We start from the raw sequence: 26,016 nt of genomic DNA, 5'->3' as shown, positions 1-26,016 counted from the left end.
GCGTGGCCGGGCGCGACCCGCGCCACGACCGGAGAGCCGTCACCGGCCGCGTGGAAGCCTACCGTCAGCGGTACCCGGAACGACGCCGGTCAGTCTTCGACCGCCGCGAACAGGGCGGCGACCTCCGCGTTGGTCAGCCGCCGGGTGCGCCCGGCGCGCAGGTCGCCCAGCCGGATCGGCCCGATCGAGGTACGCACCAGCCGGGACACCGGGTGCCCCACCTCGGCCAGCAGCCGCCGGACGATGTGCTTGCGCCCTTCGTGCAGGCTCAGCTCCACCTGGGCGGTCTTGCCCAGGGTGTCCACCACCTTGAAGGAGTCGACCTTCACCGGGCCGTCCTCCAGCTCCACCCCGGCCGCCAGCCGCTTGCCGAGGTTGCGCGGGATCGGCCCGGCCACCTCGCACAGGTAGGTCTTCAGCACCTCGTACGACGGGTGCATGAGCCGGTGGGCGAGGGTGCCGTCGTTGGTGAGCAGCAGCAGCCCCTCGCTGTCCGCGTCGAGCCGCCCGACGTGATAGACCCGCTGCTCGACCCGGTTGCCCAGGAAGTCCGCGAGCGCGGTGCGGCCCTTCTCGTCGGCCATCGTGGAGACCACCCCGCGGGGCTTGTTCATCGCCAGGTAGACCAGGCGGGTGTCGACCTGGAGCCGTTCCCCGTCCACGTGGATCACGGCGGTGGTGGGGTCGACCTTGTCGCCCAGCTTGGCGACCCGGCCGTTCACGGTCACCCGGCGGCGGAAGATCAGGTCCTCGCAGGCGCGGCGGGAGCCGACGCCGGCGGCGGCCATCACCTTCTGCAGGCGTTCACCCTCGGGCGCTTCGGTGGAGACGGTGCGGTCATCGCGTGGCATCGGCAAGCTCTTCTACGTCGTCGGGGAGGAACGGGGCGAGCGGCGGCAGGTCGGCCACCGAGTTCAGGCCCAGCTTCTCCAGGAACATGGTGGTGGTCCGGTAGAGGAACGCCCCGCTGTCCGGTTCGGCGCCGCACTCCTCCACCAAGCCGCGGAGGACCAGGGTACGGATCACCCCGTCGCAGTTGACACCCCGGATGGCGGAGATCCGCGATCGGGTCACCGGCTGCTTGTAGGCGATCACCGCGAGGGTCTCCAGCGCGGCCTGGGTCAGTCGTACGGACTGCCCGTCCAACACGAACCGCTCGACGTAGCCGGCGTATTCCGGCCGGGTGTAGAGACGCCAGCCACCCGCCGCCCGGCGCAGCTCGAAACCGTGCCCGGCGGCGGTGTAGCCGGCGGCGATCTCGTCCAGCATCGGACCGACCCGCTCGGGCCGCTGCTCGAGGACCTGGGCCAGGGTCAGCTCGCTGACCGGCTCGTCCACCACCAGCAGGATGGCCTCCAGCGCGCCGCGCAGCTCCGCGTCGTCCAGCTCCGGCGCCGGCTCCGGCGCGGGAGCCACCCGCCGCCTCCCCCGCTTCCCGGTCACGCCCCCCGCCCCGTTCTCCCCGGAGATCGTGGAAGCTGCCGGCCCTCCCGCGGTTGCTCCGGCCCCGAGACCTCCCGCCATGTCGCGATCTTGGAGAGTTCCCGTTCCCTGCGGACGGGAGGTGTCCAAGATCTCCGGCCGGGACTGCTCGGCGGGCGTCGGGGCGGCGTCGGCCGGCGTCGGCTCGGGGTCGGGGTCGGGGTCGGGTGGGGCGTCGGCCGGAATCGGCGCGGGCTTCGGTGGGGCGGGGCGCTCCCACGGCGGGACCCAGGCGGCGGCCTGGTCGGCCAGCGAGTCGCGGCGCTCCTCGTCGCTCATCGGGGTCACTCCTGTGTCGGTGCGGGCTCGTCCGCCAGCGGGCGCGGCGTGGGATCAGCCGGGGTGGGGTCGGTGGGTTCCGGGGAGCCGGCGTACTCGTCGACGTGCAGGTCGGTGTCGCCCTCGGCGGGGCCGGTCCAGCGTACGGTCAGCTCCTCCAGCGCCTGCTCCTGGAGGAAGGCGACCAGACCCTCCCGGTAGAGCTCCAGCAGGGCGAGGAAGCGCGCCACCACCTCCAGGGTGATCTCGCAGTCGGCGCAGAGCAGCGAGAAGGTGGCGGTGCCGGCGCGGCGCAGCCGCTCGGTGAGGATGGCGGCGTGCTCGCGGACGCTGACCCGGACCATGTGCACGTGCGCGATGGAGACCTCGGGCACCGGCTTCGGGGTCATCGCCCGCAGCGCCAGCTTGAGCAGCCGCTCCGGGCCGATGCCGAGGACCAGGTCGGGCAGCGCCTCGGCGTACCGGGGTTCCAGGGCGACCATTCGGGGATAGCGCCGGCCGCCGACCGCCTCCAGCTCGGCCAGGTGCGCCGCCGCCTCCTTGTACGCCTTGTACTGCAACAGCCGGGCGAAGAGCAGGTCCCGCGCCTCCAGCAGGGCCAGGTCCTCCTCGTCCTCCACCTCGGCGGCGGGCAGCAGCCGGGCCGCCTTCAGGTCGAGCAGGGTGGCGGCGATCAGCAGGAACTCGCTCGTCTCGTCCAGGTCCCACTGGTCGCCCATGGCCCGGATGTACGCGATGAACTCGTCGGTGACCTTGTGCAGGGCCACCTCGGTGACGTCGAGCTTGTGCTTGCTGATGAGCTGGAGCAACAGGTCGAACGGGCCGGTGAAGTTCGCCAGCCGGACGGTGAAGCCACCGGTCTCGGTGGGCTCCGTGGCGGGCAGCACCCCGTCGACCTCGGCGGCCAGCTCGGCGGCGACCCCCGGATCGGCGGCGGGCGGGTCGAGGGGCGGCGCGGTCACCGGGAAACCGTAGTCCACGCTGCGGACATGCGGCGTGCGACCTACCGCTCCGCCTGGGCGGCGATCACCTCACGGGCGAGCTGGCGGTAGTTGCGCGCCCCGGAGGAGGCCGGGTCGAGCGTGGTGATCGGGGCGCCCGCGACGGTCGACTCGGGGAACTTGACGGTCTTGGTGATCACCGTCTGGTAGACCTTGTCGCCGAACGCCTCCACCACCCGCTGGAGCACCTGCCGGCAGTGCGTGGTGCGGCTGTCGTACATGGTGGCGAGGATGCCTTCGAGTTCGAGGTCGAAGTTGAGCCGCTCGCGGACCTTGTCGATGGTGTCCAGCAGCAGGGCCACGCCGCGCAGGCTGAAGAACTCGCACTCCAGCGGGATGAGCACGCCGTGCGCGACGGTCAGCGCGTTGATCGCCAGCAGGCCGAGCGACGGCTGGCAGTCGATGAGGATGTAGTCGTACTCCTTGCGGATGGTGCGCAGCACCCGGGCGAGGGCCATCTCGCGGGCGACCTCGTTGACCAGCTGGATCTCGGCGGCGGAGAGGTCGATGTTGGCCGGCAGCAGGTGCAGCCCGGCCACGTCGGTCTTGATCAGGACGTCCTCGGCGGTGACGTCGTCCTGCATGAGCAGGTTGTAGACCGACAGGTCGAGGTTGTGCGGGTTGACGCCCAGCCCGACCGAGAGCGCGCCCTGCGGGTCGAAGTCGACCAGCAGCACCTTGCGGCCGTACTCGGCGAGCGCGGCACCCAGGTTGATGGTCGTGGTGGTCTTGCCGACGCCGCCCTTCTGGTTGGCCATCGCGATGATCCGCGCGGGGCCGTGCCGGTCGGTCGGCATCGGCTCGGGGATCGGCTTGCGCATCGTGTACGCGGCCGGGTCGGCCGGACCCAGGTCGGCGCCGAGCGACGCCTGCTGCTCGCGGAGCTCCGACGTCCAGGCGTCGGCACGGTCACCGTTGCCAGCCATGTCCTCGTCTGCCCCCTCCCGACGACCACCCGGCGCCGGAGCCGTCCGACGTCCCTCGCGGCGCCGCTGCGCTCCCACCGTCACCGCCGTCGACACCGCACCCCGGTTCGTCGCCCCAGGAGGTCCGCGCCGATGCCGACTGTACGCCACGCGCCAGCAGCGCGTTCGGTAGCCGGTCGGCGTGTCGGGCGTCCCGGCCGGTCAGCGCGGGACGACGGGGTCAGCCACGGGCCCTCGGGTGGGCGGTGGCGTACACCTCGCGCAGCCGCTCCACGGTGACCAACGTGTACACCTGGGTGGTGGTCACCGAGGCGTGGCCGAGCAGTTCCTGCACCACCCGCACGTCCGCACCACCGTCGAGCAGGTGGGTGGCGTACGAGTGACGCAGGGTGTGCGGGGAGACCGCCCCCGCCCCGTGCACCGGCAGGCCGGCCCGTTCGGCGGCCCGGCGCAGGATGGTCCATGCGCCCTGCCGGGTCAGCGCCCCGCCCCGGGCGTTCACGAAGACCGCCGGGGTGCCCCGGCCGGCCGCCACCAGGCCGGGGCGGCCCCGCACCAGCCAGGCGCGCAGCGCGTCCACCCCGTACCCGCCGATCGGCACCAGGCGGGTCCGGCCGCCCTACCGCGCAGCAGCACCGCGCCGGCGTCGGTGTCCAGGTCGTCGACGGCGAGACCGACCGCCTCGGAGATCCGCGCGCCGGTGCCGTACAGGAACTCCAGCAGCGCCCGGTCGCGCAGCGCGAGGGGCGCGCCCTCGCCGGTCGCGGTCACCGCGCCGGCCGTGTCGAGCAGCCGGACCACGTCGGAGACCGGCAGCGCCCGGGGCAGCCGGCGCGGCGGGGTGGGCGGGCGGACGTCGCGGCTGGGGTCGACGCCGGCCAGTCCCTCGCGCAGCGCGAAGCGGTGCAGCCCGCGCACCGCGCTCGCCGCGCGGGCCGCCGACGACACCGCCAGCGGCGGATGGTCGGCGTCGCCGGCCCGCAGCCGGGCCAGGTGCGACTCCACCGTGCCCGCGTCGACGGCGGCCAGGTCATCCACGCCGGCGGCGGCCAGGGTGGTCAGGTAGCGGTCCAGGTCGCGGCGGTACGAGACGAGCGTGTTCGCCGACAGTCCCCGTTCGACGGTGAGGTGGTCGAGGTAGCCGCGGACGGCACGACGCAGGGCCGGCGCGGGCTGTTCGCCCGCGCCGGCCCTGCGCGCAGCAGCGGTCAGGCTGTTCCCCTTCGGGCTGTCGTTCCTCAGCCCAGGACCTCGTCCAGCGGCAGGGTGGCCATGCCGTGCGCCTCGGCGACCGGGCCGTAGACGACCTGGCCGGCGTGGGTGTTCAGACCCAGGGCGAGCGCCGGGTCGCGGCGCAGCGCCTCCTGCCAGCCGTTGTTGGCCAGCTCCAGGGCGTACGGCAGGGTGACGTTGGTCAGGGCGTAGGTGCTGGTGTTCGGCACCGCGCCGGGCATGTTCGCCACGCAGTAGAAGATCGAGTCGTGGACCTTGTAGACCGGGTCGGCGTGCGTGGTGGGACGCGAGTCCTCGAAGCAGCCGCCCTGGTCGATGGCGATGTCGACGAGCACGCTGCCCGGCTTCATCCGGGAGACCAGCTCGTTGGAGATCAGCGTCGGGGCCTTCGCGCCGGGCACCAGCACCGCGCCGATGACCAGGTCCGCGTCCAGCACGGCCCGCTCGATCTCGTACGCGTTGGAGGCGACCGTCTGCAGGTGGCCCCGGTAGATCGCGTCGGCCTGCCGCAGCCGGGCCACGTTCTTGTCCAGCAGCAGCACCTCGGACTGCAGGCCCAGCGCGATGGCGGCGGCGTTCAGGCCGGACACGCCCGCGCCGATCACCACGGTCTTCGCCGCGTACACGCCGGACACCCCGCCCGGCAGCACGCCCCGGCCACCGCCGGTACGCATCATGTAGAAGGCGCCCACCTGCGGGGCGAGCCGGCCGGCCACCTCGGACATCGGGGCGAGCAGCGGCAGCGACCGGTCGGGCAGCTCGACCGTCTCGTACGCGATGCCGGTGACCTTGCGGTCGATCAGCGCGTCGGTGCACTCCTTCGAGGCGGCCAGGTGCAGGTAGGTGAAGAGCACCTGCCCCTCGCGCATCCGGTGGTACTCCTCGGCGATCGGCTCCTTGACCTTGAGCACCAGGTCGGCGGTGTCCCACACCTCGTCGGCGGTGCCCAGGATCTTCGCGCCGGCGGCGGCGAACTCCTCGTCGGTGATGCTGGAGCCGACCCCCGCGCCGGCCTCGACGAAGACCTCGTGGCCGTGGCGGGTGAACTCGTTGACGCCCGCGGGCGTGATCGCCACGCGGTACTCGTGGTTCTTGACCTCGCGTGGGATTCCGACCTTCACGATGCAGACACCTCTCTTCGGGGCTGCCCACCCCCGACTTCTCGGTGCCGCACCGGCCCCATTGCCGGCGCGGTCCACCGGTCCCGCCGGCGGCAGTCTAGGCGCGCGCGCATCCGCCGGGAGCCAGCACAGTGCCACCCGGTGCCCGGCGGTCCTGACGAAGTGTCAGGCGTGAACCGGGTCGGCGGTGGAGACCGCCTCAGCCGTCAGGACAGTGTTCGCCACCCATCGTCCCACCGTCCGCGAGGCGGTGCGGACAGGACGCGAGTGGATCACTAGGGTGTCGCCCCATGACCAACCCTTACCAGCAGTACCCCGGCGGCGTCTCGGACAAGAGCAAGGTCGTCGCGGGCATCCTCCAGATCCTCCTCGGCGGCTTCGGCGTCGGCCGGTTCTACATGGGCGACACCAAGACCGGCGTGATCCAGCTCGTGGTGACCCTGGTGACCTGCGGCATCGGCGCCATCTGGGGCACCATCGACGGCATCCTGATCCTCGTCAACGGCGGGGTCGACGGGCAGGGCCGCCCGCTGCGGGACTGACCTCCGCCCGGGAACGACCAGGGCCGCGCGGTGCAGACCGCGCGGCCCTGTCCTGTCCAGTACGTGTGCTCAGCGCGGCAGCGGCGCGGCCGGGCGGCGCAGCTCGGTGAAGCCGGTGTCGCGGGCCCGGGCGGCGGCGAGCAGCCCGGCCACGCAGGAGGCGTTGGTGATCTCGCCCGCCAGGACCATCCGGACCGCCTCGTCGAGGTCGACCCGGACGACCTGCAGGTCGGCCTCTTCCTCGTGCCGCTCGTGCCGCTGCTCCGCCGGCACGTCCGCCAGGTCCCGGGCGAGGAAGACCCGGACCACCTCGTCGGAGAAGCCGGGCGAGCTGTGCAGGTCGACCAGCACGTCGACGCTGCCGGCGGTCAGATCGGCCTCCTCGGCCAACTCCCGGGCCGCCGCCTCGGCCAGGTCCTCGCCGCTGACGTCCATCAACCCGGCCGGCAGCTCCCACAGGTGCCGGCCCACCGGATGCCGGTACTGACGGATCAGCACCACCTGACCGGCGTCGTCCAGCGCCACCACGGCCACCGCGCCCACGTGCTTCACGTAGTCGCGGGGCGCGGTGCCGCCGCCGGGCATGGTCACGTCGTCGCTGACCACCGAGAAGATCCGGCCGGTCCAGACCTCGCGGTGGGCGGTCACCTCGTACCGGTGCTCGACGGCGCTCACAGGGCCTCCTTCGTTCGCGACTGCGGGGCTCGCAGGACCGGCTCACTCCTCGCGCTCACGAGCCGGAGGCCGCCTTCGCCGCCGGGGTGCCGCCGTTGCGGCCGGCCTTCTTCGCCGCCGGGGCCTGCGCCGCGTCCAGGTCGACCGGGAGCTGGTCGGCCTCGGAGTACGCGATGGCGGCCTTGACGAAGCCGGCGAAGAGCGGGTGCGGCCGGGTCGGCCGGCTCTTCAGCTCCGGGTGCGCCTGGGTGGCCACGAAGAACGGGTGCAGCTCGCGGTCCAGCTCGATGAACTCGACCAGCCGACCGTCCGGGGAGGTGCCGGAGATGTGCAGGCCGGCCTTGGTGAGCTGGTCCCGGTAGGCGTTGTTCACCTCGTACCGGTGCCGGTGCCGCTCGCTGACCTCGGTGCTGCCGTACGCCTCGGCGACGATCGAGCCCTCGGCCAGCTTCGCCGGGTACGCCCCGAGCCGCATGGTGCCGCCCAGGTCGCCCTTGCCGGCGACGATGTCCTCCTGGTCGGCCATGGTGGCGATGACCGGGTGGGTGGCCTCCTCGTCGAACTCCAGCGAGTTCGCCCCGTCGAGGCCGGCGAGGTGGCGGGCCACCTCGATGGTCATGCACTGCAGGCCGAGGCAGAGGCCGAGCAGCGGGATGCCGTTCTCCCGGGCGTACCGGGCGGTGCCGATCTTGCCCTCGATGCCGCGGACGCCGAAGCCGCCCGGGATGAGGATGCCGTCCACGCCGGCCAGGGCGTTCGCCGCCCCGGCCGGGGTGACGCAGTCGTCGCTGGGCACCCACTTGAGCTGCACCCGGGCCCGGTGGCCGAACCCGGCCGCCCGGATCGCCTCACTGACCGACAGGTACGCGTCGGGCAGGTCGACGTACTTGCCGACCACCGCGACGGTGACGGTGTGGTGCGGCTGGTGCACCCGCTCCAGCAGGTCGTCCCAGCTGGTCCAGTCGACGTCCCGGAACGACAGGCCGAGCCGGCGCACCACGTACGCGTCGAGGCCCTCGCGGTGCAGCACCTTCGGGATGTCGTAGATGCTCGGCGCGTCCGGGGCGGCCACCACGGCCTCCCGGTCCACGTCGCAGTAGAGCGAGAGCTTCTCCTTGAGCTTCTCCGGGATCTCCCGGTCGCAGCGCAGCACGATCGCGTCGGGCTGGATTCCGATGTTGCGCAGCTGCGCCACCGAGTGCTGGGTGGGCTTGGTCTTCAGCTCACCCGACGGCGCGAGGTAGGGCACCAGCGAGACGTGCAGATAGAAGCAGTTGTCCCGGCCCAGGTCGTGACGGACCTGGCGGATCGCCTCCAGGAACGGCAGCGACTCGATGTCGCCGACCGTGCCGCCGACCTCGGTGATCACCACGTCCGGCACCTGGCCCTCGGTGTCCGGGTCGGCCATGCCCAGGATCCGGGCCTTGATCTCGTTGGTGATGTGCGGGATGACCTGGACGGTGTCGCCCAGGTATTCGCCGCGCCGCTCCTTGGCGATCACGTCGGAGTAGATCTGGCCGGTGGTGACGTTGGCCTTGCCGGAGAGCGCCCGGTCGAGGAACCGCTCGTAGTGCCCGACGTCGAGGTCGGTCTCGGCGCCGTCCTCGGTGACGAAGACCTCACCGTGCTGGAACGGGTTCATCGTCCCCGGGTCGACGTTGAGGTACGGGTCGAGCTTCTGCATCACCACGCGCAGCCCGCGCGCGGTCAGCAGGTTGCCGAGGCTGGAGGCGGTGAGGCCCTTGCCCAGCGAGGAGGCGACGCCCCCGGTGACGAAAATGTGCCTGGTCGTCCGTGCTGAAGGGGCCAACGCCTGCTCCCGTGTCGTCCGTAGCGGTCGTGCGAACCGCCGTGCCGATCAGCCAAGTGATCACGCGATCCACGGGATTCCACGGTAACACCATCACCGGCCCCGCCGAGCGCACCACCGTCGGCGCACGTCGGGTCGGGTGCCGGATCAGCCGGTGACGACGTCGGTCGATGCCGGGCCGGGCTGGGCCGGCACCGGACCAGGCCCGCGCCGACGGTCGGCGGCCCCGGCGCCGCCGGGTGCGCAGACCGTCGGGGCCGTCGGGCCGGGCCGAGTCCCGTCCGCCGTCGGCCCGTCCGGCGTCGGCCTTCCCGGCTCGGGTCGTCCGGCGTCGGGCGGCCCGGTGCGTCCGTCGACCGGCGCACGGCCGCCCCCGGGACCGTCACCGTCGGTGGGCCCGCCCGCCGCGCCGGCCGTGCCCTCGTCACCGGGCCGTCCCGCACCAGGCAGGGTGCGGTCGGTGGATCGAGCACCCGCAGCGCGGCCGCGCGCCATCGGCACCACCAGAGCCGGCCGCGCCGGCCACGTCCAGCGCCGACCCGCCGAGCAACCCGCCGACGGCGGCGGCGACCACGGTGCCCGCCATCGCCGCCCGGATCGCCGGGTAGATGCCGAAGAGCCGCAACAGCCCGCCCCACGGCTGCAGCAGGGCGAACCAGACCAGGGCCGCGCCGGCCAGGGCAGCAAGGTGAGCGGGCTGTTGACCAGGGTCTCCACGTTGGCGGTGCTGGAGCGGTGCACGGTGAGCCCGCCGGTGCCGTCCCCGACGGCGGCGAGGAACCGGCCGAGGCTGCCCCGCTCGGTGGCCGGTCGCCGCAGATCCACCACGGCGAAGCCGACGGTGACCGCCAGCCCGGCCATGGTCGCCCAGGCCAGCCGGCTCACGGTGAGCCAGCCGCCGGTGCTGATCGCCGCGGCGACGCTCACCCCGGCGGTCAACGCGATCGCGCCGATCGAGTCCGCGCCCAGATAGGGGCTGCCGACCACCACCACGGCCGCACCGCCGACGGCCACCATCACCGCCGGTCGCCAGCCCCGCCGGACCCGCTGGGCCAGCCAGCCGGCGCACAGCAACGCTCCGGCGATGAACACGCCGAGGCCGACCGTGCCGAGCCCGGCGTACCGGCCGCCCTCGAGGGCCGAGTAGCCGACCACGCCGTTGAGCTGCAACCGCGCCCCGGTGAGCACGTCCGCACCGACCACCAGGGCGGCCAGCCCGGCGACCACGCCGAGCGGCCCCAGGGTCCGCTCGTGGCCGGGGGCGAACCGCACCACCGCCGTGCCGCCGGCCACCAGCAGGGCCGTCACCGCGGCGAACCACCACCCCGCGTGGGGCCACCGCCACCACGGCACGGCATCGGCCAGCAGGGCGGCCGGCACCGCCAGGGCGGCGGCGACCAGCAGCAGCTCCACGCTCGCCACGATCCGGCGGGAGACCGGCTCGGGACCGTGCGGACCGGCGTGCCGGCGGGCCCGGCGCAGCAGCGGCAGCACCGCGATCGAGAGCGCCACCTGGGCGGCCGCGAGCAAGCGCGAAGAACCAGCCGGCCACCCGCCGCTGCGCCCCCGCCTCGGTCCGCGCCGGCCGGCTCGTCGATGGCGGTCCGCAAGTCCGCCGGCCGGCCGTCGACCGAGAGCGCGGGCCGGCCAGGGAAGAGCCGCTCGGGCATCGGCCGGCCGAGCGCCGCCAGGGCGGGTCGGCGCGAGGTCGACCAGTTGCAGGTAGCCCTCCCGACCGGTGCTCGGCGAGGTGAGCCAACCCCGCTCCCAGCCGGGACCGTCGGCGATCGCCACGTGCAGCCGGGACGACGGGTCGGTGTCGGAGACACCCGCGACCAGCACCAGCGAGCGGGGTGGCCGGGCGGCGAGCACCCGGGCGAGCTGGGCGTCGGCCCGCCGCGCCTGGGCGCCCAGGTCGCCGGGTCCGTCCCGTCGACGGTGCCCAGGTCGACGATGCTCAGCACGCAGGAGCCGAGCAGCGGCGCCGGGTCGGTGGGCAGGACCGGCGCGTACCGGTCGACCCGGCCGAACGGGCGGGCGGCGGCGACCGCCGCGTTGGGGCCCACGGCCACCGAGCAGCGCACCGACTCCGACAACGAGCCGGGCATCGTCCCCCAGGAGAGCCGGTCCTGGTTGTAGCGGACCACACCCTCCTGGTCGGGCAGGTTCGCGCCGATGCCGTCCGGCTGTTCCACGGTGACCGCGGTGGGTGGGCAGCCGCTGCGGCGGCTGCCGTTCCAGGCGGCGAAGTTGCCCGCGCCGAGGGTCAGCCAGCCGTCCACCGGGCAGGTCGGCCGGTGCGCCGACCGTACCGAGAGCGAGCCGATCGACCCCTGTCCGGCCATCCGCCACAGCGTGGGTGTGCCCTGCGGGTCGACGTCCTCCCAGCGCAGCCCGGCCACCCCGGCGAGCACCACGAAGTCGGCGCTGCGCCCGGCCGGCCCGCGGTCGGGTCGGGCCGCCAGCGCGGTGATGCCGAGCACCACCACGACCAGCGTCAGCAGGACGGGGGTCAGTCTGCGCAGCATCAGGGACGTCCCGGTTCCGGGTCGGCGGCGTCGGGCCCGGTGGCGGTCGTGTCCGGTGCGGCGGTGACCGAGGTCGGGGCCAGCTCGGCGTAGAGCGCGGCCAGGGTGGCGACCGTGTCCGTCTCGGTGGGCCAGGTCGCGGCCGGGGCGATCGCCCGCCGGGCCAGGTCGGCCGGCGGGCCTCTCGTCGTCCAGCAGGCCCCGCACCGCCGCGTCGACCGCGTCGACGTCACCCGGCGGCACCAGCACCGCGGCGTCGTCGACCAGCTCCGGCAGCCACCCACCGCGGTCGCCACCATGGCGGTACGCCGGCCCGCAGCAGCGCCTCCTGCGCGAACAGCTGCCGGGCCTCCCAGTCGCTGGTCACCACCGCCAGGTCGGCGCCGGCCAGCAGGTCCGCCACGTCGGTGCGGTGCCCCAGCAGGGTCACCGGCGCCCGCGCGGCCGAGATCGGGCAGCCAGTTGCAGGTACGCGGGCCCGCTGCCGGCGATCACCACGACAGGCCGGGCTCCGGGTACGCCACCGGGCGGCGGCGTCGACCAGCACGTCGTACCTCTTCTGGGGGTGCAGCCGGCCCACCGAGAGGATCAGCGGCCGGTCGGCGGCGACGCCTGCTCGGCGCGGACGGCGGCCCGGCGGCGGCGCGGCGCGGGCAGCACCGGCGCGGCGACCGGCGCCAGCCGGGCGTCGGCAGCGCCCAACTCGGCGGCCCGCTGCACCAGGTCGGCAGGCACCCGGGCGACCCGGACGTTGCGGGCGACGACCCGCTCGACCAGCCGGGAGACCTGACCGCGCAGCCCGCCGGCGAGCACCGCGTTGTGCCAGGTGACCACGAGCGGGGCGGCCGGGCGGCGAGCACGGCGACCAGGCCGGCGCGCAGCCCGTGCGCGTGGACCACCCGGACCGGGTGCTCGGCGAGCGTCCGACGCAGCGCGGTCACGGCCCGCGCGTCGGCCGGGGTGGGGCTGGCCGGGATCTCCACCGGGACGAAACGCGCACCGACGCCGGTGAAGTCGAACTGTTCCTCGGTGGCCGCCGGGCCGCAGACCAGCACCGCCGTGCCGGCGGCGGTGAGACCCCGGACCAGCGAGCGGACGTGCTGCCCCACCCCGCCGGTGCTGGAGGCGAGCACCAGGGCCACGGGGCCCGGCCATGCCGTCGTCATCGGGACTCACCTTCCGTTCGGGACTGCGGGGCTCGCAAACCCGGCTCACTCCTCACCCTCACAAAGCCGACCCTCGTTCGGGACTGCGGGGCTCGCAAACCCGGCTCACTCCTCACCCTCACAAAGCCGACCCTCGTTCGGGACTGCGGGGCTCGCAAACCCGGCTCACTCCTCACCCTCACGGAGACACCGTCTCCTTGCCGTCACCGGTCCGGGGGGCGGTGGTCCTGCTGGGCCGTCGGTCGGCGCGGGCGGGCGCGGGCGGCCGAGCCGGCGACGCGACGGCGGCGACGGCGGGCGGAGGTCCCGCGCGTCCGCCAGCCAGGCGACGGCGAGGAACAGGACGCCCACCACGGCCCCGGACAGCATGCCCTGCAGGGCCTGCGCTGTCGTCGGGGTCCCGTCGCCCAGCGCGACCAGCCACCACGACGTGACCGCCCCGCCGGACCCGGCGACGACGGCGGCGAGCAGACCGGCGGCCCCCGGCCCGGCCGACCCCGGCCAGCGCGGCAGGCCCCCGCCGACCGCCGCACCGCGGCGAGCAGCAGGACACAGCACCAGCATGCCGAGGGAGGTGGCGAGGGCGACCGCGAACACCCGGTCGGTGAGCGGCAGCACCTGTCCCAGCAGCACCGCCGCCGCGGGCACGGTGAGCCAGCCGACCGCCGTGGCGCCGGTGGCCGCCCGGGTCTCCCCCCGGGCGTACAGGGCGCGGGTGAGCACGGCGAACAGGCCGTAGCCGAGCAGGCCGGGCGCGAAACCCGCGATGGCTGCGGCGGCACTGCCGGCCACCGCAGGGGCGAAGAAGAAGTGCCCGACCGGGATGGCGACGCCGACCAGCGCGGCGGCACCGAGCAGGCTGAACAGCACCACCCCGCGCACGGCCGGGGCGAGGGTGTCCCGGTAGGCGCGTTCGTCGCCGCCCGCGTGCGCCGCGGCGAGGGTCGGGTACGCGGCCACGGCCAGCGGCACCGCCAGCACCGACCACGGCAGGAAGTAGATCGTCTGGGCCAGGTTGTAGACACCCGGGTTGGACCGGGAACCGAAGGTGACCTGCTGCAGGAGGACGATCAGGGCGATCTGCTGGGCGGTGACCGTCACCACCCCGGCGACGGCGAGGGCGCCGACCCGGGCGCGGGCGTCGGCGGGGAACCGGTAGCCGGGCCGCAGCCGTAACCGCAGCCGGCGCAGCGGGATCAACAGCGAGAGCGACAGCACCACCACGCCGAGGGTGGTGCCGCCCGACAGCAGCAGCTCACCGGCGGGGCTCACCCGGCCGACGGTGGCCAGTTTCCCCTCCGTCGCGGTGAAGGCCAGGTAGACCACGATCACCGTGACGCTGGACAGCAGCGGGGCGATCACCGGCCAGGCGAAACGGCGGTGCGCCTGGAGCACCCCGGTCAGCACGATGCCCACCCCGTAGAGCGGCAGCTGCGGCGCGAACAGCCGCAGCATCCGGGCCCCGACCTGCTGCTGGACGTCGGTGAGGCCGCCACCGAGCAGCCCGATCAGCGGGTCGGCGAGCACCGCCACCAGCACCGCGAGGGGGATCAGCAGGCTCAGCGTCCAGGTCAGCAGCGCGCCGGTCGTGGCGGCCACGCTCCGCCGGTCACCGGCCTCCACCGCACCGGCCAGCAGCGGTACGACGAGGCTGGCCAGCGCCCCGCCGGCCACGATCTCGAAGACGAAGTTCGGCAGGTTGTTCGCCACCACGTACGTGCCGCCGAGGTCGGTTTCGGCGAGCGTCCAGGTGAAGACGGCGGTACGGCCGAACCCGGCGAGCCGGCTGACCACGGTGAGCACGGCGATGAGCGCGGCCGCTCCGGCCACGCGGCCGGTTCCGGCGAGGGGTGCCTTCGTCACGTCAGTCGGCGAGCCGACCCAGCGCGTCGAGTTCCCGCAGCCCCGGGGTCCGCTGGATGACCTGGGTGAAGCTGACCTTCTCGCTGGCCGCGGTGAGCGCGGCGAGCACGGCGAGGACACCGGCCCGGCCCAGCGGACCGGTACGGGCGGCGAGGCTCACCCCCAGCAGCGCGCCGAGGGCGTTGGCACCGCTGTCCCCCACCATCACCCGCTCACCGAGGTCCTCGCCGATCAGCCCGGCGGCGGCGCCGACCGCCCCGACCGCCACTCCCCCGCACGGACCGGCGGCCAGCGGCGCGCCGAGCAGCATGCCGGACTTCAGCGCCCGGCCGGGGCGCAGGTCGAGGAGGTTGAGCAGGTTCGCCGTGCCGGCGACCACGCCGGCACCGAGCAGCACGTCGACCCCGCGGCCGAGGACCCCGTACCGCTGCCGGCGGGGGTGGGCGGCGACGGGGTCGGCGGCGAGCAGCGCCGCCGCACAGCCCGGCCGCCCCCACGCCGACGATCTTCACCAGCCCGGCGGTGACCCGACCCTCGCGCAGCGCGGCGAGGTGCCCGGCGAAGCCCTTGGCGGTCTTCTGTTCGGGTCGAGCGCCGACCACGTCGTCGTACAGTCCGACCGCGCCCGCGCCGACCCCGGCCACCAGGGCGGCGGCCCCGGCCGAGGGCGCTGCCGCGCCGAGCGCACCCGCCGTGGCGCCGACCGCCAGCGCCGGGCCGGCCGCGAGGGTCACCGTCCGGCCGCGGAAGTTGGTGCGTTCCAGCGCCGGTGCGAACGGGGAGGTACGCACCTCCCGCAGCACGTAGCGGGCGGCGACCGCCCCCGCGCCGACGGCCAGCAGTCGACCCCACCTGGTCACGCGACCCCTCCGATCCGGATGCCGTACGCGGTGCGGCGCAGACCGGACAGCGGTCCGGCGCTCACTGGGGCAGTTTAGGCAGCAGCGCCGCGGCGTTGTCGCCGACACCGTACTGGCCGGCCTTCTTCTCGGTGAGCTGCTGCACCAGGGCGAGCGCGGTGACGAGCTGGCCCTGCACGGTGTTGGCGTTGTCGACGGTGGAGATGGTCTGCGAGAGCACCGGGTCGCCCCGGACGACGGCGACCACGTTGCCGCCGGACGAGCCGTTGCCGGCCACCACGATCGCCCCGGCCCGGTCGAACTGCTCGGCGACCTTGACCACCGACTCGTCCTCCTTCGCGGAGTCCTTGTCGACGTACGGCTGCCCGCTGACCAGGACGACCGCCTCGGCCGCGCCGCTGACCTTGCCCTCCGCGCTCAGATAACCGGAGCTCGTGTACGCCGACAGCACCGCCTTGCGGTCGGCGTCGGTGACCGGAGGGCTGCCTGCGGCCCGGTCGAGCAGGACGCTGGCGAGCAGGGCGCTGGAGGTCTCCACCCCGTGGCCGTTGCCGGGCAGGCCGGAGGGGGGCGCGCTGCTCGGGCGGGCGGCGGTGACGGCCAGCTCGAGCAGGTTGTTGTTGCTGTCCGGGTTGATGAACTTGTCCTGGAGGTCGACCTGGCCGGTGATGTTCGCCCCGGCCTGCTCCAGCATCTTCACCACGCCCTCGGTGTGCTTGCGACCGCTGGGCAGGTCGAGCACCAGCACCCGCCGGCCGGCGAGCTTGCCGGGGAGGACGACCTGCGCCATCTCGGCCGCGAAGTCCTCCTCCAGTTCGAGTTCCTTCTGCATGCTGTTGACCGACTGGCGCATCTGCTGGTTGTCCTTGCGCAGCGCGTTGACGTTCTCCTTGAGCGAGTCGGCGACGGGCCCGTTGAGGGCGGCGGTGCCGACCACCAGGCCGATCGCCAACGCCAGGAAGACCGCGGTGAGGGACACCACGTGGTAGCGGAAGTTGATCACGCTTGCAGCCTCTTGATCGTCGGGGAGCTAGAAGAGCTGGCCGAGCTGGAACACGAAATTGTCCCACCATTCGGAGACCACGCCCAAATACGCCTTCCCGACGGTGGAGACCGCCACCGCGGAGGCCATCGCGGCCACCGCCGAGAGGACCAGCAGCAGCAGCGACGAACCGGAGATGCTCTGCCGGTAGAGCCGGCTCACGCCCTTGGCGTCGACCAGCTTGCCGCCCACCTTCAGCCGGGTGAGGAACGTCGACGCCATGCCGCCGCGCCCCTTGTCGAGGAACTCGACCAGGGTGGCGTGGGTGCCGACGGCCACCAGGAGCGAGGCGCCCTTCTCGTCGGCCAGCAGCATGGCCAGGTCCTCGCTGGTCGCCGCAGCCGGGAAGGTGATGGCCGGCACGCCGAGGCCGTTGACCCGGGCCAGCCCGGGCGCCCGCCCGTCCGGATAGGCGTGGACGATCACCTCAGCACCGCAGCGCAGCACGTCGTCGGTGACCGAATCCATGTCACCGATGATCATGTCAGGGGTGTAACCCGCCTCGACCAGGGCGTCCGCGCCGCCGTCCACGCCGATCAGCACCGGCTTGAACTCCCGGATGTACGGGCGCAGCACGTCCAGGTCGGCCTTGTAGTCGTAACCCCGGACGACGATCAGGCAGTGCCGGCCCTGGACCTGGGTCTCGATCTCGGGCACGCCGACGCCGTCGAGCAGCAGCTCCCGCTCCTGCTTGAGGTAGTCCATGGTGTTGGCGGCGAACGCCTCCAACTGGACCGACAGCCCCTCCCGGGCGTCGGCCATCGACTTCGCCACCGTCTCGGCGTCCTGCAGCGCGCCGTGCGCCACCGGCTCCTCGCCGACGAAGACGGTGTTGCCCTCGATCCGGATCAGGTCGCCCTCACGGATCTGCTCGAAGACCCCCTCACCGAGGTCGTCCAGGAGCGGAATGCCCGCCGCGATCAACACCTCCGGCCCGAGGTTCGGGTAACGCCCGGAGACCGACGGCTTGGCGTTGAGCACCGCGGCGACCCCGACGGCCACCAGCGAATCGGCCGCCACCCGGTCCAGGTCGACGTGGTCGATGATCGCGATGTCGCCGGGCCGGAGCCGGCCGACCAGCCGTTTCGTCCGGCGGTCGAGACGCGCGGTGCCGAGGACTGAGCCCGGTTCCGCGCTCCGGTTCCGGCGCAAGGTGGGTAGACGCATCGTGACCATCCTGGCATGTGAGGCAGGTTTTGCTGTCGCGACATGCCTGAGCAGGGCCGCCTACCCAGGGAAGCACACCGGAGCGCATGCCGGTGTGCTTGCGCTCACAAACCCGACGTCACGGTCGCCTTTCCTTGGCCGCAACGGCCAGGAGTTCTTCGGCATGGGCGATACCCAGATCGGAGTCCGGCAAACCCGCGAGCATCCGGGCCAGCTCCCGGGCCCGCTCGGTGTCCTCCACCACCCGCACCCCGCTGGTGGTCACCGCTCCCCCGGTGTCCTTCGCCACCACCAGGTGCCGGTCGGCGAAGGCGGCCACCTGCGGCAGGTGCGTGACGACGAGCACCTGGTGGCTGCGGGCCAGCCGGGCCAGCCGGCGGCCGATCTCCACCGCGGCCTGCCCGCCGACGCCCGCGTCGACCTCGTCGAAGACCAGGGTGGGCGGGCCGCCGGAGCCGGCGAAGACCACCTCGATGGCGAGCATCACCCGGGACAGCTCACCGCCGGAGGCGCCCCGCTGCAGCGGCAGCGACGGTGCGCCCGGATGCGCCAGCAGCCGCAGCTCCACCTCGTCGGCGCCGTCCGGTCCGACGCCCGACTCGACCCCGTTGACCGACAGGCTCGGCTCGGTCCGGCCGACCGGGCGGGGCAGCACCGCCACCTCGATCCGGGCGTGCGGCATGGCCAGCCCGGCCAGCTCGACGGTGACCTGCTCGGCGAAGCGGACCGCCGCCTCCCGCCGGGACGCCGACACCCGCCCGGCCAGCTCCGCCACCTCGCCGGCCAGCCGGGACGCCTCCCGGTCCAGCTCGTCCAGCAGCTCGTCGGACGTGTCCAGGTCGGACAGTCGGGTGCGGGCCCGCTCGCCCCAGGCGATCACGCCGTCCACGTCGTCGGCGTACTTGCGGGTCAACGCGCGCAGCGCGGCCCGCCGCTCGTAGATGACCTGCAACCGGGCCGGGTCGGCGTCCAGCGCGGCCAGATAGGTCGACAGCTCGGCGGAGACGTCGGCGACCAGCGTCGCCGCCTCCTCCAGCCGGCCAGCCAGCTCGCCCAGCGCCGGGTCGGTGCCGGCCTGCGCCTCCAGGGTGCGGCGGGCCGTGCCCAGCAGCACCGTCGCGTCGGGGGTCTCGTCGGCCGCCTCCACCCCGCCGGCCACGCACTGCTGGGCCAGCTGCGCCGCCGTGCGCAGCCCCTCGGCGTGCTCCAGGCGCTGCGCCTCGGCCTTCAGCTCGTCGTCCTCACCGGGCTGCGGGTCGACCCGGGTGATCTCGTCGAGGCCCAGCCGGAGCAGGTCGGCCTCCTGGTTGCGCTCGCGGGCGTTGCGCCGCCGGTCGGCCAGGTCGTCGACCACCGTCCGCCACCGGGTGTACGCCTCGCGCAGCGCGTCGAGCAGCTTCTCGTGCGTCGGACCGGCGAACCGGTCCAGCGCGGCCCGCTGCTCCGCCGGGCGCAGCAGCCGCAGCTGGTCGGACTGGCCGTGCACGGCCACCGCCTGCTCGCCCACCTCGCCGAGCATCGACACCGGCATGCTCCGACCGCCCAGGTGCGCCCGGGAGCGGCCCTCCACCGTCACCGTGCGGCTCAGCAGCAGCGAGCCGTCCTCGTCGGGCTCGCCGCCGGCGTCGGTGATTCGGGCGTGCACCGTGTCGGCCACCCGGCCGGTGAGGCGCAACCGCCCCTCCACCATCGCGCGGCCCGGCTGGGCGCGCACCCGGCCGGCGTCGGCCCGGCCGCCGAAGAGCAGGCCCAGGCCGGTCACCACCATCGTCTTGCCCGCACCGGTCTCGCCGGTGATGACGTTCATCCCGCCGGCCAACGGCAGCGTGGTGTCCTCGATGACGCCCAGTCCGGTGATGCGCAGCTCTTCCAGCACAGCACCCGACAGTAGACGCGGCCCCCGACAGTTGACCAGCCGGCGCGGCCGGGGTGCGGTGACCTCGCCGCCGTCGGCCCCGCTGATCAGCCGCGCCGGGCGGCCGGCGAGACGCCGCTCACCTGCGGCTGCCCCGCCAGCCCTGCACCGGCAGGTCGAACTTGGCCACCAACCGGTCGGTGAACGGCCGGGCCCGCAGCCGGACGATCCGCACCGGCAGCGTCCCCCGACGCACCGTGACCTTGGCGCCCGGCGGCAGGTCGTAGACCCGCCGACCGTCGCAGCAGAGCACCGCCAGCGTGGTGAACGGGTCGACGGTGATGACGAAGGTCGAGGTCGGCGCCGTGACCAGCGGCCGGCTGAACAACGCGTGGGCGCTGATCGGCACCAGCAGCAGCGCCTCCACCTCCGGCCAGACCACCGGTCCCCCGCCGGAGAACGCATACGCGGTGGAGCCGGTCGGGGTGGCGCAGACCACGCCGTCGCAGCCGTACCGGGACAGCGGGCGGCCGTCGACGTCGACGAGGAGCTCCAGCATCTGGGCCCGCTCGCCCTTCTCGACGCTGATCTCGTTGAGCGCCCACGACTCGATGGTCGGACCACCGTCGAACTCGGCGGTCACGTCGAGGGTGAGCCGTTCGTCCACCGTGTAGTTACGGTGCACCACGTCGCGCACCGCCACGTCCAGGTCGTCGATCTCCGCCTCGGCGAGGAAACCGACCTTGCCCAGGTTGATGCCGAGCAGTGGGGCCTTCGCCGGCCGGGCCAGCTCGGCGGCGCGCAGGAACGTGCCGTCGCCGCCCAGCGCGAAGACGATCTCCGCGCCCTCGGCGGCCTGCGGGCCGGTCACCGGCACCACGCCGGGCAGGTCCAAATCGTCGGCCTCCTCGGCCACCACCCGCACCTCGAAGCCGGCGGCGATCAGGTCCGCCGCCACCGCCCGGGCGTGCTCGGTGCTGCGGCGACGACCCGTGTGCGTCACCAGCAGGGCAGTCCGCTCCGCTGCACTCCTCGCGCTCACCGGACCGACCTTCCGTTCGCGACTGCGGGGCTCCGCTCCGCTGCACTCCTCGCGCTCACCGGGCGGCCTCCTCACTCGTGGACGTCGGGGTGTCCGGCGCGTCGGCCGGGGGCGGGAAGCCGGCCGGTCCGGCGGCCACCACGGCGCGTACCCGCTCCGGGTCCGCCGCCGGCGCGTCCCGGCGTAACCATACGAAGAACTCGACGTTGCCGCTGGGCCCCGGCAGCGGACTGGCCGCGACGTCGGCCAGGCCCAGACCGAGCCCCGCCGCGGCGGCGGCCACGTCGAGCACCGCCTCGGCCCGCAGCGCCGGGTCGCGGACCACCCCGCCCGCGCCGACCCGCTCCTTGCCCACCTCGAACTGGGGCTTGACCATCAGCGCCAGGTCGCCGTCGGCCCGGGTGCAGCCGGCCAGGGCCGACAGCACCAGCCGCAGCGAGATGAAGGAGAGATCGGCCACGGTCAGGTCGACCTCGCCGCCGATGACCTCGGGGGTGAGGGTACGCACGTTGGTGCGCTCGAAGACCCGGACCCGCTCGTCGGTGCGCAACGGCCAGGCCAGCTGCCCGTAGCCGACGTCGACGGCCACCACCTCCGCCGCGTCGGCCCGCAGCAGCACGTCGGTGAAGCCGCCGGTGGAGGCGCCCGCGTCGAGGCAGCGCCGGCCGGCGACGGTGAGGCCGTCCGGGGCGAACGCGGCGAGCGCGCCGGCCAGCTTGTGGCCGCCCCGGGAGACGTACTCGGAGACCGGGTCCTCGCCGGTGACCAGGAGTGGGTCCGCGGGGTCGACCATCGCGGCGGACTTGCGGGCCGGCACCCCGCGCAGCTGGACCCGGCCGGCCTCCACCAGCGCGGCGGCCTGCTCACGGGAGCGGGCCAGACCGCGGCGGACGAGTTCGGCGTCCAGCCGGTTGCGACGTGCCATGGGTGGTTCTCCGACTCGGTCAGGCCTGGTCGATGGTGGCCAGGGTCTCGCGCAGCGTGTCGTACGCCGCCTCGTACTGGGCGATCTGGTCCGCCGGCGACAGCGCGGCGGCGTTGATCATGGCTTGGACGGCGGCGTCCACCGCGGGGTGCCGGGCGTCCTCGACGTCCTCGATTGACGGCGGCGGGCCGGGCCGGGCGCCCGACGGCGGACCGGGGCGCGGACCGACGGGCGGGCCGGGACGCGCGCCGGGCGGCGGGCCGGGACGGAACGGCGTGCTCACCCGTCACCACCGGGCGACTGCCGGCGCGGCGCCGCCTTCTTCACCGGCCGGGACGGCGTGGCCGGGGACCCCTCGGTCGGGGTGCGGGACACGGTGGCCGGCGGCTTCTTCGCGATCGCCTTCTTCGCCACGGTCTTCTTGGCCACGGCTTTCTTCGCCACCGCGGCGGTGGGGGCCGGCGCCGGCACCGTGGGCGCCGCGGAGACCGGCCCGGTGGCCGACGCCCGACCCGTCGACGGGGTCGCCCGCGCGGCGGAGACCGGCCCGGTGGCCAGCGCGGTCGTGCCGGCCGACTTGGCCTCGCGCAGCTGCCGTTCCAGCTCGTGCACCCGGCGGGTCAGCTCGGCCACCTCGTCGGCGGTGGCCAGCCCGACCGCGCCGAGGGCCCGGTCCACCTCGAACCGGACCAGCTTGGTCAGCGCCTCCCGGTTCGCCGCGCCGGTGGAGAGCAGCTCCTCGGCCAACGCCTGGAGCTGGGCGGCGGTCACGCCGCCCTGGCCCACCACGCGGCGCACGGCGTCCTGTGCCTTCTTCCGGGGCGCCTCCGTCAGGCCCATGGCCAGCTCCAGGTAGGCGCGCCACGCGTCCTGCATGCCTGAGTCCTTCCGCGGGGCGGTGGTTGCGGGTCTCACGCTACCGGGCGCCCCCGACGGCCCATTGCGGTACGGTGCCGGGGAACGGCGTGGCGTGCGACGAGGAGACGATGTGGCCAGCGTGGACGAGTGCCGGCAGGCGTTGCGGGATCTGGCCGCCCGGCTGGACCGGCACGCCGAGATGCAGGGCAAGATCGATCTCGACCGGACGCTGGCCTGCCGGATCACCGACCTGGACACCGCGTTCCACGGCCGGATCGCCGGCGGGCGACTGGTCGACCTGACCGACGGCGACGACCCGAAGGCGAAGATCGCGCTGAGCACCACCAGCGACGACCTGGTCGCCCTGGTGCACGGTCAGCTCGACGTCGGCCGGGCGGTCACCTCGCGCCGGGTCGCCATCAAGGCCAACCCGTTCGACCTGATGAAGCTCCGCAAGCTGCTCTGAGCCGGCGTCAGGCCGGCAGGCCCAGCGCCGTGAGCGCCTCCGCCGCCTGCGGCGACACCGCCCGCACCACCGGGCCGGCCGACGCCGCCCAGGCCACCGCGCAGAGCGCGGCCAGGGCGTCCAGCGGCCGGCCGGCGCCGTCGAGCACCAGCTCGCCGTCGGTCACCGTGACCGACCAACCGTCGCGGTCGGGGTCACCGGGCACCGCGACGACGGCCGCCGGGTCGAAGAGCCCCGCCAGGTCCAGCGCGACGTACGTGGGGCGGCGGGCCTGCGGCGCGGCCAGCAGCTCGGGTACGTCGCTGACGCCGGTGAGCACGAGCAGGCTGTCCAGTCCGGCCCGCCGGGCGCCCTCGATGTCGGTGTCCAGTCGGTCACCGACCACCAGGGTGCGTCCCCCGTCGGCCCGACGGGCGGCGGTGGCGAAGAGCGCCGGTTCCGGCTTGCCGACCACCACGTCCGGCTCCCGGTCAAGGGCGGTACGCAGCACCGCCACCAGGGACCCGTTGCCGGGCAGCGGTCCCCGGCCACTGGGCAGGGTCCGGTCGGTGTTCGTGGCGTACCAGGGCGCACCGGCGCGGACCGCCACCGACGCCTCGGCCAGGTCGACCCAGCCGACCTGCGGCCCGTACCCCTGGACCACCGCGGCCGGTTCCTCGTCGGCCAGGGTGACCGGGCGCAGCCCGACGGCGCTGATCTCGGCGCGCAGCGCCTCCGCGCCGACCACGAGCACCGGGGCACCCGCGGGAAGCGCGTCGCGCAGCAGCTGCGCGGCGGCAGCGGCCGAGGTGAGCACCTCCTCCGGCCGGGCCGGCACACCCATGCCGGTGAGCAGCTCGGCGACCTCGCTGGAGCGGCGCGAGGCGTTGTTGGTGGCGTACGCCACCGCCCGGCCCTCCGCGTGCAGCCGGCCGACCGCCTCGACCGCGCCGGGGATCGGCCGGTCGATCAGATAGATCACCCCGTCCAGGTCGAAGACGACCAGGGTGTACCCGTCGACCAGCCGTTCCCCGGCGCGCGCGCTCACCGCTGTCCGGCCTCCGCCTCGGGAGCCGACCGGTCGCCGTGGTCGGCAGCCGTCGCCCCGTCCCGACCCGACCCGTCGGTGGCCTCGGCCGGCGACACCGCCCGGTCGTCGGTCAGCTCGTCGTCGGCGAGGTCGTCGCCGTCCCGGTCGCCGGGCTCGTCGCCGTCGACGTCGTCCCGCTCGTCCTCGTCGGCCAGGTCGTCGTCCTCGTTGACGTCGTCGACGTCGTCGGCACGGGCGTCCGTGTCGAGGTCGTCGTCGTCATCGAGGTCGTCTTCCTCGTCATCGAGGTCGTCTTCCTCGTCGTCGAGGTCGTCGTCGTCAACGTCCTGGTCGTCGTCCTCGTCGTCGAGGTCGGAGTCGGTGTCGTCAAGGTCGCTGTCACCGCCGGTGCGCGCGGCGTCCGGGTGGGCCGGCACCGCGCCGGGCGTGCCCGGTCCCGCGGTCGCCTCCTCCACCGGGAGTTCCTCGTCCTCGTCGTCGCCCTCGATAACGACGCCGTCGAGTTCGAGCAGCCGCTCGGGCGCGTCCGTCTCACCCTCGGCGTCCACGTCGGCGGCCCGGGAGAACCACTCCCGCGCCTCCTCGCGCCGGCCCACCGCCAGCAGCGCGTCGGCGTACGCGTAGCGCAGCCGCGCGGCCCACGGCTCGGACGAGTCGTTGGTCAGCTCGGGAACCTGGAGCATCGCCACGGCCGCGTCCTTCTGGCCGAGGTCACCCCGGGCGCCGGCGGCGACGATCAACAGCTCGATCGCCACGGCCTTGTCGAGCTTCGCCCGGTCGGCGCCGCGGAACAGGTCGATCGCCCGCTCCGGACGGCCCAGCGCGCGCTCGCAGTCGGCCAGCACCGCCAGGTGGCTCTGCAACCCGGTCATCCGGTGGTACGTGCGCAGCTCGGCGATCGCCTGCTGCCACTCGCCCGCGTGGTACGCGGCCAGTCCGACCGCCTCCCGCACCGCCGCGATCCGCGAGGCCAGCCGGCGAGCCGCCAGCGCGTGCTCCAGCGCCAGCTCCGGGTCCTCGTCGATCAGCTGACCGGTGGCGACCAGGTGCCGGGCGACCTTCTCGGCCACCGGCTTGTTCAGCGAGAGCAGCTCGGCCCGGACGGCCGTGTCCAGGTCGGTCGCGACGATCTCGTCCGGCAGCACCGGACCGGTCGGGCGGTCACCCTCGCCGCCCTCGGGCCGGTCCCGTCGGTCGTTCCCGCGCGGGCCGGCACCGTAGCCGCCCTGGCGACCACGGTCGTCGGAGCCCTGCCGGTCGCCGTAGCCGCGCCGCTCGCCGTCCCGCTCGGTACGCGGCCGGTCCTGGCCACCGCGGTAGCCACCCTCACGACGGTCGCCGCCCTGGAAGCCGCCTTCGCGACGGTCGCCGCCCCGGTAGCCGCCCTCACGGGGCGCGTCACCGTCACGACGGAAACCGCCCTCACGCGGGCCCGACCGGAAACCACCCTCGCGACGGTCGCCGCCCCGGAAGCCACCCTCACGGCGGTCAGCGCCGGGCGCACCGCCCTCGCGGGGACCGGAGCGGAAGCCGCCCTCACGGCGCTCGCCGCCCCGGAAACCGCCCTCGCGGTTGTCCCCACCGCGGAAGCCACCCTCACGCGGGCCCGACCGGAAACCACCCTCACGGCTGTCCCCACCCCGGAAACCACCCTCGCGGCGGTCGCCGCCCCGGAAGCCACCCTCGCGGTTGTCACCACCGCGGAAGCCACCCTCACGCGGACCGGACCGGAAACCACCCTCACGGCGGTCGCCACCGGCGCCGCCGTCGCGCGGGCCGGACCGGAAGCCGCCCTCGCGGCGCTCGCCGCCCCGGGACCCGCTGTCGCGGTCGTCCCGGCGGAAGCCGCCCTCACGGGGTCCGGACCGGAAACCACCCTCGCGGCGGTCACCGCCGCGGAAACCACCCTCGCGGGCACCGCCGGGGCGGAACCCGCCCTCGCGGCGGTCGCCGGCGGAGCCGCCGCGCTCACCACCGGAGCGGTCGTCGCGGCTGCCACGGTACGGGGGACGGTCGTCCCGGCGGGCGTCACCGCGCCCCTGCTGACGGTCGGCCCGATCCTCGTAACGGCGCGGACGATCTCCGCCCTGCGGTTCTGAACTCACAGGTACATCCTTCCTGATTGCGTCCCTAAGACGCTAACGC

Annotated in this window: 21 protein-coding genes and 5 pseudogenes; 2 read left to right on the top strand and 24 right to left on the bottom strand. The window is 74.5% G+C overall.

Going from position 1 to position 26,016, the window contains the following annotated elements; genetic code table 11:
- Positions 1-89: 89 nt before the first annotated feature.
- The 6 genes and pseudogenes from MRQ36_RS24450 to ald form a co-directional block, all read right to left on the bottom strand.
- Positions 90-851 carry a pseudouridine synthase gene (locus MRQ36_RS24450; RefSeq protein WP_242799053.1) on the bottom strand — a complete coding sequence of 254 codons (762 nt, stop codon included), beginning with the start codon at positions 849-851 and terminating at the stop codon, positions 90-92.
- A complete protein-coding gene (gene scpB / locus MRQ36_RS24445) occupies positions 838-1,761 on the bottom strand; it encodes an SMC-Scp complex subunit ScpB (RefSeq protein ID WP_242799051.1) in 924 nt (307 codons plus the stop codon). The genes MRQ36_RS24450 and scpB overlap by 14 nt, the downstream gene beginning before the upstream one ends.
- A gap of 5 nt (positions 1,762-1,766) precedes the next feature.
- Complete coding sequence (locus MRQ36_RS24440) at positions 1,767-2,741, bottom strand: ScpA family protein (RefSeq protein WP_242799049.1); 975 nt, start codon at positions 2,739-2,741, stop codon at positions 1,767-1,769.
- Positions 2,742-2,764: 23 nt separating this feature from the next.
- A complete protein-coding gene (locus MRQ36_RS24435; protein WP_088971037.1) occupies positions 2,765-3,688 on the bottom strand; it encodes a ParA family protein in 924 nt (307 codons plus the stop codon).
- 220 nt (positions 3,689-3,908) lie between these two features.
- Positions 3,909-4,900 (bottom strand): annotated as a pseudogene (locus tag MRQ36_RS24430) (site-specific tyrosine recombinase XerD).
- A gap of 26 nt (positions 4,901-4,926) precedes the next feature.
- Positions 4,927-6,042: an alanine dehydrogenase gene (gene ald / locus MRQ36_RS24425; RefSeq protein ID WP_242799047.1), complete on the bottom strand. Its 1,116-nt coding sequence runs from the start codon at positions 6,040-6,042 to the stop codon at positions 4,927-4,929.
- 290 nt (positions 6,043-6,332) lie between these two features.
- On the opposite strand from ald, the gene MRQ36_RS24420 reads away from it, so the two are divergent.
- Entirely contained in the window at positions 6,333-6,584 is a 252-nt protein-coding gene (locus tag MRQ36_RS24420) for a TM2 domain-containing protein (protein WP_242799045.1), read from the top strand.
- Positions 6,585-6,653: 69 nt separating this feature from the next.
- On the opposite strand, the gene MRQ36_RS24415 is transcribed toward MRQ36_RS24420, so the two are convergent.
- The 16 genes and pseudogenes from MRQ36_RS24415 to MRQ36_RS24340 all read right to left on the bottom strand — a co-directional run bounded on the left by MRQ36_RS24415 (position 6,654) and on the right by MRQ36_RS24340 (position 22,393).
- Positions 6,654-7,259, bottom strand: coding sequence for an NUDIX domain-containing protein (locus tag MRQ36_RS24415; protein WP_242799043.1), 606 nt, complete (start codon positions 7,257-7,259; stop codon positions 6,654-6,656).
- Positions 7,260-7,314: 55 nt separating this feature from the next.
- Positions 7,315-9,069, bottom strand: a complete 1,755-nt coding sequence (locus MRQ36_RS24410) for a CTP synthase (RefSeq protein ID WP_242799041.1) — start codon at positions 9,067-9,069, stop codon at positions 7,315-7,317.
- 147 nt (positions 9,070-9,216) lie between these two features.
- Positions 9,217-11,597, bottom strand: a pseudogene (locus MRQ36_RS24405) (hypothetical protein).
- Positions 11,597-11,830 carry a hypothetical protein gene (locus MRQ36_RS24400; RefSeq protein WP_242799039.1) on the bottom strand — a complete coding sequence of 78 codons (234 nt, stop codon included), beginning with the start codon at positions 11,828-11,830 and terminating at the stop codon, positions 11,597-11,599. The pseudogene MRQ36_RS24405 and the gene MRQ36_RS24400 overlap by 1 nt, the downstream one beginning before the upstream one ends.
- Complete coding sequence (locus tag MRQ36_RS24395) at positions 11,827-12,177, bottom strand: glycosyltransferase (protein ID WP_242799037.1); 351 nt, start codon at positions 12,175-12,177, stop codon at positions 11,827-11,829. Before MRQ36_RS24395 ends, MRQ36_RS24400 begins: the two co-directional genes overlap by 4 nt.
- Positions 12,178-12,185: 8 nt before the next feature.
- Complete coding sequence (locus MRQ36_RS34055; protein ID WP_242801550.1) at positions 12,186-12,431, bottom strand: hypothetical protein; 246 nt, start codon at positions 12,429-12,431, stop codon at positions 12,186-12,188.
- A gap of 68 nt (positions 12,432-12,499) precedes the next feature.
- Positions 12,500-12,763 (bottom strand): annotated as a pseudogene (locus MRQ36_RS34050) (glycosyltransferase); the annotation flags it as partial.
- Between the two features lie 178 nt (positions 12,764-12,941).
- A pseudogene (gene murJ, locus MRQ36_RS24380) lies at positions 12,942-14,626 on the bottom strand (murein biosynthesis integral membrane protein MurJ).
- Position 14,627: 1 nt separating this feature from the next.
- Positions 14,628-15,486 (bottom strand): annotated as a pseudogene (locus MRQ36_RS24375) (hypothetical protein).
- Positions 15,487-15,547: 61 nt separating this feature from the next.
- Positions 15,548-16,489 (bottom strand): copper transporter, encoded by a 942-nt coding sequence (locus MRQ36_RS24370; protein ID WP_242799033.1) that lies wholly within the window; start codon positions 16,487-16,489, stop codon positions 15,548-15,550.
- A gap of 27 nt (positions 16,490-16,516) precedes the next feature.
- Positions 16,517-17,695, bottom strand: a complete 1,179-nt coding sequence (gene steA, locus MRQ36_RS24365) for a putative cytokinetic ring protein SteA (RefSeq protein ID WP_242799031.1) — start codon at positions 17,693-17,695, stop codon at positions 16,517-16,519.
- A 118-nt stretch (positions 17,696-17,813) separates the two neighbouring features.
- Positions 17,814-19,571 carry a DNA repair protein RecN gene (recN, locus tag MRQ36_RS24360; protein ID WP_242799029.1) on the bottom strand — a complete coding sequence of 586 codons (1,758 nt, stop codon included), beginning with the start codon at positions 19,569-19,571 and terminating at the stop codon, positions 17,814-17,816.
- 118 nt (positions 19,572-19,689) lie between these two features.
- Positions 19,690-20,592: an NAD kinase gene (locus MRQ36_RS24355; protein WP_242799027.1), complete on the bottom strand. Its 903-nt coding sequence runs from the start codon at positions 20,590-20,592 to the stop codon at positions 19,690-19,692.
- Positions 20,593-20,647: 55 nt separating this feature from the next.
- On the bottom strand, positions 20,648-21,517 hold the full coding sequence (locus MRQ36_RS24350) for a TlyA family RNA methyltransferase (protein ID WP_242799025.1): 870 nt from the start codon (positions 21,515-21,517) through the stop codon (positions 20,648-20,650).
- A 19-nt stretch (positions 21,518-21,536) separates the two neighbouring features.
- The gene (locus MRQ36_RS33455) at positions 21,537-21,800 is read right to left on the bottom strand and encodes a hypothetical protein (protein ID WP_278187593.1); all 264 of its coding nucleotides are present in this window, start codon (positions 21,798-21,800) and stop codon (positions 21,537-21,539) included.
- Complete coding sequence (locus tag MRQ36_RS24340) at positions 21,797-22,393, bottom strand: phasin family protein (RefSeq protein WP_242799023.1); 597 nt, start codon at positions 22,391-22,393, stop codon at positions 21,797-21,799. The genes MRQ36_RS33455 and MRQ36_RS24340 overlap by 4 nt, the downstream gene beginning before the upstream one ends.
- Positions 22,394-22,505: 112 nt before the next feature.
- On the opposite strand from MRQ36_RS24340, the gene MRQ36_RS24335 reads away from it, so the two are divergent.
- The gene (locus tag MRQ36_RS24335; RefSeq protein ID WP_242799021.1) at positions 22,506-22,841 is read left to right on the top strand and encodes an SCP2 sterol-binding domain-containing protein; all 336 of its coding nucleotides are present in this window, start codon (positions 22,506-22,508) and stop codon (positions 22,839-22,841) included.
- A 7-nt stretch (positions 22,842-22,848) separates the two neighbouring features.
- Here MRQ36_RS24335 and MRQ36_RS24330 read toward each other — a convergent pair whose 3' ends face one another.
- Both MRQ36_RS24330 and MRQ36_RS24325 read right to left on the bottom strand, forming a co-directional pair.
- Entirely contained in the window at positions 22,849-23,868 is a 1,020-nt protein-coding gene (locus MRQ36_RS24330; protein ID WP_242799019.1) for an HAD-IIA family hydrolase, read from the bottom strand.
- Positions 23,865-24,962, bottom strand: a complete 1,098-nt coding sequence (locus tag MRQ36_RS24325; protein ID WP_242801341.1) for a lipopolysaccharide assembly protein LapB — start codon at positions 24,960-24,962, stop codon at positions 23,865-23,867. The genes MRQ36_RS24330 and MRQ36_RS24325 overlap by 4 nt, the downstream gene beginning before the upstream one ends.
- Positions 24,963-26,016 lie beyond the last annotated feature (1,054 nt).

Source organism: Micromonospora sp. R77, from assembly GCF_022747945.1.
In the GTDB taxonomy this organism is placed as follows: Bacteria; Actinomycetota; Actinomycetes; order Mycobacteriales; family Micromonosporaceae; genus Micromonospora.
This window is presented reverse-complemented; position numbering and strand designations above follow the sequence as displayed.

Bases quoted from the DNA above. Each gene is read 5' to 3' on its own strand.
- steA (WP_242799031.1), bottom strand. From the start codon at position 17,695: ATGCGTCTACCCACCTTGCGCCGGAACCGGAGCGCGGAACCGGGCTCA.
- scpB (WP_242799051.1), bottom strand. From the start codon at position 1,761: ATGAGCGACGAGGAGCGCCGCGACTCGCTGGCCGACCAGGCCGCCGCC.
- MRQ36_RS24420 (WP_242799045.1), top strand. From the start codon at position 6,333: ATGACCAACCCTTACCAGCAGTACCCCGGCGGCGTCTCGGACAAGAGC.
- MRQ36_RS24340 (WP_242799023.1), bottom strand. From the start codon at position 22,393: ATGCAGGACGCGTGGCGCGCCTACCTGGAGCTGGCCATGGGCCTGACG.
- MRQ36_RS24435 (WP_088971037.1), bottom strand. From the start codon at position 3,688: ATGGCTGGCAACGGTGACCGTGCCGACGCCTGGACGTCGGAGCTCCGC.
- MRQ36_RS24450 (WP_242799053.1), bottom strand. From the start codon at position 851: ATGCCACGCGATGACCGCACCGTCTCCACCGAAGCGCCCGAGGGTGAA.
- MRQ36_RS24350 (WP_242799025.1), bottom strand. From the start codon at position 21,517: ATGGCACGTCGCAACCGGCTGGACGCCGAACTCGTCCGCCGCGGTCTG.